Genomic DNA, 10,017 nt, shown 5'->3' on the forward strand with positions numbered 1-10,017 from the left:
GGCGGGCATGGGCTTAAGCTAAGCACGCATGCACAATGCTGTTTTAGCTAGCTTTTTGTAGGTTTGGCGCAAAGTGATTTGGCTACTATCGGCCATTTTTACAAGCGCTTGAATAGACTTAAAGTAAAGTTTAGCGTCGGTAGGAAAGGCGATAGCTTTAGGCATTACGGTGGTATCGGCGATGACTTTTTTAAGGCTTTTTTTTTCACCGCGCCTGTCAAAACGGCTGCTGCAATCGTCCCTTGTAAAATCTTGCTAAGTCCATCTTCGCCTAATCTATGCCTCCATTTAATTAAAGAAGTAGGATGGATAGGCAGCGCATGATGCCAAAATTCATACCCACAAAAGTATTGCCAATAAGGATTTTCTACCCATCGATGCACTACATTTTTATCCGAAAGTCCATACATATGCTGTAAGATAAAGAGCCCTACAACTAGCTTTACAGGCTTAGCTGGCTGGCCTATTTTTTCTACAAACAGCTTATCAAACTCTTCTTCCAACTGTTTCCATTCAATCAATTTGGATAACTGGATAAGAGGATGATTTGGATTAAGTTCATCGCTAAAGCGAGATTTAAAGAGGCGACCTTGTTGGTTATCTAGCTTGATTGGTTTCATAGTCAACTTTGCAAGAAATTAAGAGCTTTAGAATCATTTAGGCGTAAACAAATTATAGCAATTGGGGAGAAAAAGTGCTCTCAAAATATTGTTCAAGCATGGAACACCCTTTAAATCATGTCAAACTAATTAACAAACCTTACCTACATTAATACCAGAAAGGCACTTAACGAGGTAGTACTACATTAGCTTAGTAGGCGCCTAGCTTCTTGCAGAGTGTATTTCATTAGATTAAACTCTGCTTTGTAGAAACTTATCTTAATAAAGCTTAAGCAATTTTTATTTAGCAGGTCCTGCTGCTCGCCGCATTTAACTTAGAGCCCAATCCTTTCAAAGCTTAGCTAGCCTTACCTGTCATTCGTGCGAGCTCTTGCTTGCGGGTGGAAGCATCTAATAAATTAACAAAGGTTACTGTCCGATCCCCTACCACCTTTTTGGAAATTTGAAGGTGATAATCAGCATGTTGAGCGACCTGAGGAAAATGAGTAATGCATAATACTTGCAGGTCTTTGCCAATGGCTTTAAGTTTTTCTCCCACGATTGCTGCTGTTGCGCCTCCAATGTTTGAATCCACTTCATCAAATATCAACGTAGGGATACGTTGTTTATCACTTAAAACAGTTTGCAAAGAGAGCATGACCCGAGATAGCTCTCCGCCGCTTGCACAGTCTTTGATAGGAATACGACGTTCTCCGAGATTCGGGAGCAGGAAAAATTCTATTTTATCATCTCCATAACGGTTTCTCTTAGAAGGATGAATATCTATTTGAAAATCTACCTTTGGCATATTCAAAGAACATAACTCCTTTTTCAAAGCAGCAGCTAACCTTACCGCAGCTTTTCGACGGCTATCCGATAATTGTGAAGCTCTCTGATTATTTTTCGTTTTAGCAAGTTCAAGTTTGTCTTTTAGCTCTTCAATTCTATTATCCGCATTTTCTAAAACTTGCAATTTTTTTTACTTTCCTCTGCAAAGCTTTGCATATCTTCTACAGTAGGCCCGTATTTCTTCTTCAAACGGGTAATTAATTTTAAGCGTTCATTTATCTCGGAGGTACGCACAGGGTTATATTCTAAGCGCGATTGGTAAAGAGTTAATGCGCTTGCTACTTCTTGGAGCTCTAAAACGGCATTATGGAAAGCTTCAGAAAGGTCTTTTAAGGCAGGATCAAGGCTTGCTAAATAGCCTACAACATGCTGTTGACGATTCAAATGAGGGAGTAGGGCCGCTTTTTCACCATCCAATACTTGGCAGACCTCCTGCACTTTTGTACCCAATTCTTCTGCATGCGTTAAAAGGGTGTATTCGCTAAAGAGTTCCTCCTCTTCTCCTACCTTCAAATGAGCTTCTTCTAATTCTTCAAGTACCATATGGCAGACTTCCATTTCGCGCAATCTTTGAGCTTCGTTATTTATTAATTGCTCCAATTCATTTTGCAAGGCATTTTCTTCTTCCCAGCTAGTTGAAAAGGCTGCCACTTCCTCTTTAATATTACCGAAAAGGTCGAGTAGCTCACGATGGCGATCTAAAGAAAGTAAATCTTGATTAGCATGTTGCCCAACGAGATGAATCAAATGGGTAGATAGAGCACGTAGCAAGCTTAACTGCGCTAGCTGATGGTTAATGAAAGCACGACTTTTACCGGTAGCAAAAATCTCGCGACGTATATAAAGCTCTGCACCCTCTTCTCTATCAATTCCGCTTAATTCCAGTAAATTCTCTACTTCTACCAAGCCTTTTATATCAAAAACAGCCTCCACAACACCTTTATCAGCGCCTTTACGAATTATCCCTGTTTCTGCTCGCTCTCCCGCAGTTAAGCGAATAGCGTTCATGATCGCAGACTTTCCTGATCCCGTTTCGCCCGATAAAACGTTAAAGCCCTCGGCAAAATCTATTTCTGCAGATTCAATAAGTATGATATTTTTAATGCGTAATTGCTTTAGCATAGGTGATATCCTGCGGATAAAGAAATAAATCCACATACGTTTAGACTGCCCATCATTTCTTTTTTAGCTCTCCCCGATTTTTTAATTTTTATTAGACTTAATTGAAATTAATTTTTAAAAACACCTTTTTTAGTGCCGGCTTACCCTTTTCGTATCAAAAAAAGCCTACTTTCATCATCTGGAGTAAGAGATACCTCTGATAAAAAACAAGGCTTATTTTCTTCATCTAAAACCATCTTCTATAAAGAATTGTCTACCCTTTAGATTTAACACCTTTTATATATTCTTTAAAGCTTAGAAGCTATCCCTTTTTACCCTTTAATTTTTTAGGCAAAAAGAAATCGATAAGTAAAAGTTAGGGCATTAACAAATATATTTATTCCTCCAGTAAGAAAAGCTCTCCCCTCTTCGTAGCCTTTAGCTTTTTTAACTTCTCTATGGCTTACTTAATTTTTCATAATAGCATCTAACGTCTTAAAGTGTAATTTAGCCACATGTTCTAACACTTCGCTGCCGTAAGTTTGTACAAGCTTTTTTCCTATCTCAATTGTTTTCATAGATGCTCCTTTAGGAATCTCTATCTTATATTTTTCAGATAATTGATCAAGAGCTTCCACAAATGTTTGGCGGGCAAGTATGGAAGCAGCAGCCACTACTAAATCTTCTTCTCCTCGGTACCTTTGTGTGAGGTTAATCTCCATTTTTTTTCGCTGTAAGGCTCTAATGACCACTCGTTCATCTGCAAACTGATCGATAATTACATTTTGACAACCGGTCCTATTTGCAAGCTGCTCAATAGAGGTAGCGTGTCCCCAAGCTAAAAGATGATTGAGATTTTTAAACTGGATCATCAATTCATTATATTTAGCCGGGTTTATCCTCACTATATGATGCGCATATTCGGCGCGAATCTTATTGCCAATTTTTATAATGGATTGATCGCTTAAAGACTTAGAATCTTTAACCCCTAAGGTTTTTAGATGATGGATAGCATGGCCTTCAGCTTGCACTCCAGCGATACATAAAGGTCCAAAAAAATCTCCCTTACCTGATTCATCAATTCCTATACGAGCCGTTATATCGATCTCTAGATGCGCATAACTAAACTTAAAATTCCCCAGAATGTGAGGCTCTAGATAAAATTCCATAAAGGAGGCCATTTCTTTCCCTTGAACCATTAATTTGCCTGATTGGTAAAGGGTGCAACTGATCCCTTTCTTTTTGGCAGAAAATAGAGTATAAAGAGGTTTTGTTATCTCAAAACCCTGATTTATAAGATCTTGCATTAGCTTATCGGCTATTTTTATGTCTAATTGGGTGACAAAGGTAGTGGACTTGCCAGAGGGAGATGAATCGGTCATGCATTAACTTGAGTTATTATTAATTTTATAGTATAAAAGGTAGTTTTGATAACTGTCAACATAAGGAGAAGGTTGATCTTGTAAAGATCGTTACCTAACATATGAAAATCCGAGAAGAATCTATTCAAATGGGTGAAATTTTTAAGCAGCGCCGTAAGGAGCTTAACCTCTCTCTCAAAGAAATTGAGAATGCGACCTCTATTCGCATATCCCATCTTCAAGCTATTGAAGAGGGGGAAATTGATAAACTTAATTCCCCTGTTTATGCTCAAGGATTCATTCGTCAATATGCAGCTTTTCTAGGCATCGATGGGGAAAAAATTGTTCGAGAGAATCCAGCCATCTTCTCACGTCCAGAAGCGCAAGAATTTGCTTATGGAATAGGAACGCTTGAAGTCCGTGGAAATCCAGGAGCGGGAGTCAAATGGTTTCCTAATGCCATCTGGATAAGTGCTTTTATTTTGCTCATCATTACAGCTTGGTTCACGGCACGGTACTTTGGAGTCATCTAATCATGACCTTATTGCTGCTTAAGCCTTCTCATAAGCTGCCTTTAGCAGCAGCAAGAGGTTGGCTATGTTTAATTTGCTTGGGCCTATGCATGGGAACAGCAGACATTATTCCTGGCATTTCTGGAGGTACCATAGCCTTCATCATGGGTTTCTACGAAGATTTTCTTTATAGTTTAAAAACTCTTAATCGCTCAGCATTTAAAACGTTATTAAAAGGTCATTTTCGAAAATTTTTTAATCTTATTGCTTGGAAATTTTTGTTAGGGTTGTTAATAGGCATTATCCTAGCTATGCTCTGCTTAGCCCACCTAGTCTCCTACCTTTTAAATCATGAAACTTATCGTTCCTTACTCTATGCCACTTTTTTTGGATTGATTATTGCTGCCACCTTACTATGTATGGGTCAAGTCAAGCGTTGGACCCTGTCATCAATCTTCTTATTTGCGAGCAGTGCTAGCTTAGCTTTTTTTTTAACTCAATCATCTTCCATGCTATCTTCATCAACTGCTGATAATCTTTATGATATCAAAATTGATAATATCGTTTCTGATAAGCCTTTGCGCAATTATAATTTTTCCACCCACACGTTAAAAGCAGTTCCTGCCTCAATGCTCTCCGCCATGCTAGCTAAAGAGGCAATTCCACCTACAACGCTTGCCTACAGCTATAAGCTTGCCACTTGGGGGCCCCTAGAATTTTTTCTCCCCAACAGTAAGAGTAAAAGCCTGGACCCATGGATTATCTTCTGCGGAGCTCTGGCTGTGTGTGCCATGATTCTCCCGGGAATATCAGGAAGCTATCTTTTATCTATTCTAGGCATGTATACCATTGCGGTAGGAGCTTTAGCAGATTTTTCTAGTAGCTTAAAAAATGGGCATTTTGATCATCCCTCGTTTCTTATTTTAGCCAACTTATTATTAGGTATTTTTTTAGGCGCCCTTTTTTTCTCACGCTTTATAAGCTGGATTTTAGATAAGCACCATGATTTAGCTATCGCTTCCTTAACAGGCTTTATGATTGGCGCCATAAAAGCAGTATGGCCTTTTTGGAGTTATCAATATGCTCTTTTACCTCTCCATCTTGAAAAAGGTGCTCAGTTAGAGACCCTTGAGCCAATCCTACCCTCATGGACTTCTTATGAAACATGGCTGGCCTTAGGACTTACTGTCTGTGGAGCCCTCTTAGTTTTTGGCCTGCATATTGCAGCCAAAAGTTTACAAAAAAGGCCTGCTTGATTAGCTGAGCTATAAAGCTTGCGAGAATGTGAATAGACAATTTTAAGTAAACAAGCCGTTTTAAGTAGATGAATAGTCTCCCGCTTTTTTTCACCAGCAGTTATGTAAGATAAGACGGTAAAGAAGCAAAAGTCTGTCCTTCAAAAGGAAATTATCCCTTCAGCAACCTACCCCTCCTTAAAGGCCTATTTTTTTAAATATAATCCCATAAGACACGGCCTGAAAAGCCTAGAAATATCTTTAATCTCTATGCAGGCTAATATTTGACTTGGTGGAGGCAAAGACCATGAGCCGGGGCAGTAATGCCAGCTAGTCTTCGATCACGATTTGCTAATATAGCAGGTATCTGTGACCCTAGCATTTTTCCCATGCCTACATAGGCTAAGGTGCCTACTATATTGCGTACCATTTTATATAAAAAGCTTTGACCTGCTACCTTAAATAGCAGCCGATCAGGAAATATTTCCTGAATCTCTATCCTATTCACCTGGCGCACAAAGCTAGCATAATGTACATGATTTTTAAAGTTACAAAACGCTGAAAAATCTTTTTTTCCTACCAATAATTTTGCAGCCGCTTTCATTTCGGCAAGCTTAGACAAACGAGGGCAATGCCAAGAGTAAAGCCTATTTTGAGGCATTTGCACGGCTCCCTTGCAGATAAAATAGTGGTATTCTTTCTGAATACAATCTAAAGTAGGATGAAAATTTTGGGGTGCTTCTTGGGCTTCTAGGACTACAAGGGAGGGCGGTAAAAGCTGATTTAAGCTAATCTTAAAGCTTTTGTAATTTAAAAGCTCTTTGGTGGTAAAAAAATTGATGACTTGCCTATGAGCATGAACACCTGCATCCGTACGGCTAGCAGCTTGCAAAGTGACGGGATGCTGAAGAATTCTTTCAAGGACTTTTTCTAAAGAAGCTTCAATAGTGGGACCTAGAGAGGTTTTTTGCCATCCTAAATAGCTTGTGCCATCATAAGCAATTTGTAGCTTAATATTTTTCATTAAACCTCTCGGCTTATTGCTATGCTTCTAAGAAAAAAGAGCTATAAATTCTTGGATTCCTTCTAGGCATCTTTGCACAGCTAACATGACGAGCAGCATTCCAGTCAACCTCTCAGCTGCCATTAATCCATTATATCCTAAAGCGCGCTGCAATTGGCGAGCGAATAGCAAAACAAAGGTGGAAACTACCCAGGCTATTAATATGGCAATTAGCATCTTGGGTTGACTAGACTCTAGATGAGCTAGCATAAGGATAGTAGCTAGCAATGAAGGTCCAGCAATTAGAGGAACAGCTAAAGGTATGACAAAGGGTTCACCTTTGGGCCAATTTGCCCGCAAACTATTTGAGGCAGGAAATAAAATTTTAATCGCTGTTAAAAATAAAATGATGGATGAGGCCATTTGAACAGTCGGATTATCCAACTGTAGAATGTGAAGAATAAATTCTCCTAAAAAATTAAACACGAGCATAAATACTAGAGCAATCAGCATTTCTCTAGCCACTAACCATCTTACTCTTTTAGATGGCAGCTCATCTACCATCTGTAAAAATGTAGAAATATTGCCGATAGGATCCATGATCAAAAAAAGAATCATTGTCATCGTAAACAAAGGAATTTCTATCATATTTCACTTCTTATGAATGTTTATAGTGTTCTATAAATAATTTAAGGCCCGTAAGTACCATACCCGCAGACATCATGGCCAAAAGCATACCCATTAACTGCTCTAAAGCCACCAGCCCCCTTTTACCTAAAAGCTTGTGTAAGTAAGGAGCTACTGCAATAATAAGGAGTACAAAGATCCAAGCTAAAAGAAGCGCTAGTGTTATCTTTATATTATTACCTTCTTGCCGAGAAAATAGCATGATAATCGCCATCAATCCAGGCCCCGATAATATAGGGGTAGCGATAGGCACAATAAAAGGTTCTTGCTTTTGTTGATTTGCAGATTTAGTGGAAGGTGCTGTGGAAAAGATCATTCGTAATGCAACCAAAAACAGCAAAATGCCTCCGGTTATGCTAACAGCAAAATCATGCACAAAAAGGACACCTAAAAGAATTTCTCCCAAATACTGAAAGAAGATAGCAATAAGAAAAGCTATTAGGCCTTCGCGCATTAGTATTTTTTTTTGATGCTCGAATTCAAAATCCTTAACTAGTGCTAGAATAGTTGGCGAATTTCCAATAGGATTGGTAACTAAAAAAAAGTTAAAGCTATTTGAAATAAAGACACAGGATGAACCTATCATTTAACAAACGTGCTATAATAGTGTTTTAGGAAATTAAATACAACTTGCTCATTTTCATTCAGCTTTTTTAGTTCTTATCTAAATGAGTTTAAATAATTAGATCCCGAGAGAGCTACGTGCAAGTTAATTATTTTCTCTTCAAACTAAATTTTAATGCTATGCAAGGTTAATCTTTAAATTGTCTTTCTCAGGCCTACTCCAGAAATTTATAGTCTATCGTTTCAGCTTTATAATTTGCTGAAAGGCTGCAAATAAAATAAAAACCCTCTTATCTTTCAATATTTTTTCATATTTTAAAAATGCTTAAATTTCTAATACCTGCCTACCTACTCAACGCGGTAGTCTTGCTATGTTTACCGATAAAGGATAAACAGCGACTTAAAAAACATAAAAGTTGAAAATTTTTCCTAGACTTACTCTTGAAAGGACGCATTATAGTTTATCGTATCTATAGAAGCTTCAAAACGATCAAAATTGGTCGAGACAATGAAAGTTTTTCTTATCCTACGTTTGGTTAGACCCAATAATATATCAAGGGAAAAAATTAAATTTTTTTAGATTTAATTGTGCATGAGCATTTAACTTCTAGACAATTCGATAAGCTCCATATCCTTTTGAAGCTTATGGCTAGCATACTTAATAGACTGGCTAAAATGCTTAACGGCAGCAAGAACAACGTCCTTATCGCTCCTAAGATCAAGGCTAGCATATTGAAGAGCCCAGCCAAATTTCTGGACGATAAGGAGTACTAATTCTTTATTATTTTGAAGCTCTGGACTAGCATACTTAAGTGCTAATCCATTTTGCATAGCGGCAGCCAAGATAACTTCCGCATTGTTTTTCAGCTCTTCGCTGGCAAACTCAAGTGCTAATCCATTTTTGAGTACCACACCCTGTACTAATTCTTTATCGTTTTGGAGTTCTTGGCTTGCATACTTAAGCGCCAAACCATTCTGTAAAGCAGCTGCCAATACTAGGCTCTTATCATTCTGAAAATCTTCACTAAGATACTCTAGCATCAAGCCATTATGTTGAAGAGTAGCTAGAATGAAATCTTTATCTTTTTGTAGCTTGTGGCTAGCAAATTTAAGCGCTGCGCCATCATTCCTCGCAGCCACAAACACTACTTCTTTATCATTTTTAAGCTTTTGACTAGCGTATTCAAGAGCCAAGCCATTTTGCTCTACAGCAAGAAGAACTATTTCTTTATTGTTTTTAAGCTCGGCGCTAGCATGCTCAAGAGCCCAGCCATCTTGCAAAACTGCCGCCTCCACCATTGCCTGATCATTCTGGAGTTTTCTGCTTGCAAACCTTAGCACCCAGCCATTTTTCTGGACAAGTGCATGGATTAGGCCCTTATTACTTTTAAGCTCTTTGCTAGCATATTTAAGCGCCCAGCCATTTTGCTCTACAGCAGCTACCATAATTTCATGATCTTTTTTTAATTCTTTGCTAGCGCTTGCGAATGCTAAACCATCTTTTTTAACAGCAGAAAGCACGACCTCTTGATCATTTTTTAGCTGTGGGCTAGCATACTTAAGAGCCAGGCCATTGCGTTGGACAGCGGCAAGAACAATTTCTTTATTGTTTCTAAGCTCTTGGGAGGCATATTTAAGGGCTAAGCCATCCTGCCTGACAGCTTCAAGGACTACCTCTTTATCATTTTTAAGCTGTTCGCTAGCAAAATAAAGTTTACAGCCTCTTTTGCGCACTGAGGCAAGGATAAACTTTTTATCATGAAAAGATCGGGGCGTAAAGTCTTCCATCCCAATGAAAATATTTCCTATGATGGGAATCAGCAAGATCAGACAACGTCTAAAGCTTTTCTTGTTAAGATGGGTATAATAGCGGCTTTTTGATATACTTTCTTTGTTTTTAAAAGGTAAGTAAACACATTTTTGAAAAATATCCATTAAATTAGTTAAAGTACTAATTAAGGGTAGATAGTCTGCTGTATTATCTATGAAAACACCTACGTTTGAAAATGTATCTATTTTCATAGCAAACCTTAGAATTTAGTCTATCTAAGACTATAGAATAAATTCATTTTTTGATCTTTAAAAAAAGCTATTTACGCAAAAAAC

At 38.1% G+C, this 10,017-nt stretch carries 11 protein-coding genes; 2 read left to right on the forward strand and 9 right to left on the reverse strand.

The genetic code is table 11. From position 1 onward, the window contains the following. Positions 1–18 precede the first annotated feature (18 nt). The 5 genes from DB41_RS11680 to rnhC form a co-directional block, all read right to left on the reverse strand. A complete protein-coding gene (locus tag DB41_RS11680; RefSeq protein WP_155117596.1) occupies positions 19–165 on the reverse strand; it encodes a hypothetical protein in 147 nt (48 codons plus the stop codon). Continuing rightward, positions 165–620 carry a transposase gene (locus DB41_RS06015; protein WP_052243949.1) on the reverse strand — a complete coding sequence of 152 codons (456 nt, stop codon included), beginning with the start codon at positions 618–620 and terminating at the stop codon, positions 165–167. Before DB41_RS06015 ends, DB41_RS11680 begins: the two co-directional genes overlap by 1 nt. Positions 621–957: 337 nt before the next feature. Continuing rightward, entirely contained in the window at positions 958–1,572 is a 615-nt protein-coding gene (locus tag DB41_RS12290) for a hypothetical protein (protein WP_238578446.1), read from the reverse strand. Then, entirely contained in the window at positions 1,560–2,570 is a 1,011-nt protein-coding gene (locus DB41_RS12295) for an AAA family ATPase (RefSeq protein ID WP_238578447.1), read from the reverse strand. The genes DB41_RS12290 and DB41_RS12295 overlap by 13 nt, the downstream gene beginning before the upstream one ends. A 446-nt stretch (positions 2,571–3,016) precedes the next feature. Further along, a complete protein-coding gene (rnhC, locus tag DB41_RS06025) occupies positions 3,017–3,931 on the reverse strand; it encodes a ribonuclease HIII (protein ID WP_039385453.1) in 915 nt (304 codons plus the stop codon). 101 nt (positions 3,932–4,032) lie between these two features. Between rnhC and DB41_RS06030 the strand changes: the two genes are divergently transcribed. After that, positions 4,033–4,443, forward strand: coding sequence for a RodZ family helix-turn-helix domain-containing protein (locus tag DB41_RS06030; RefSeq protein ID WP_039385455.1), 411 nt, complete (start codon positions 4,033–4,035; stop codon positions 4,441–4,443). Between the two features lie 2 nt (positions 4,444–4,445). Beyond that, positions 4,446–5,678, forward strand: coding sequence for a DUF368 domain-containing protein (locus DB41_RS06035; protein WP_052243950.1), 1,233 nt, complete (start codon positions 4,446–4,448; stop codon positions 5,676–5,678). Between the two features lie 256 nt (positions 5,679–5,934). On the opposite strand, the gene truA is transcribed toward DB41_RS06035, so the two are convergent. The 4 genes from truA to DB41_RS10785 all read right to left on the reverse strand — a co-directional run bounded on the left by truA (position 5,935) and on the right by DB41_RS10785 (position 9,933). After that, positions 5,935–6,681, reverse strand: a complete 747-nt coding sequence (gene truA, locus DB41_RS06040) for a tRNA pseudouridine(38-40) synthase TruA (protein ID WP_039385457.1) — start codon at positions 6,679–6,681, stop codon at positions 5,935–5,937. 27 nt (positions 6,682–6,708) lie between these two features. Beyond that, the gene (locus tag DB41_RS06045) at positions 6,709–7,308 is read right to left on the reverse strand and encodes a MarC family protein (RefSeq protein WP_039385459.1); all 600 of its coding nucleotides are present in this window, start codon (positions 7,306–7,308) and stop codon (positions 6,709–6,711) included. Positions 7,309–7,318: 10 nt separating this feature from the next. Further along, entirely contained in the window at positions 7,319–7,933 is a 615-nt protein-coding gene (locus tag DB41_RS06050; RefSeq protein ID WP_039385460.1) for a MarC family protein, read from the reverse strand. 578 nt (positions 7,934–8,511) lie between these two features. Then, entirely contained in the window at positions 8,512–9,933 is a 1,422-nt protein-coding gene (locus tag DB41_RS10785; RefSeq protein WP_052243951.1) for a DUF4116 domain-containing protein, read from the reverse strand. Positions 9,934–10,017 lie beyond the last annotated feature (84 nt).

Source organism: Neochlamydia sp. TUME1 (genome assembly GCF_000813645.1).
Lineage (GTDB): Bacteria > Chlamydiota > Chlamydiia > Chlamydiales > Parachlamydiaceae > Neochlamydia.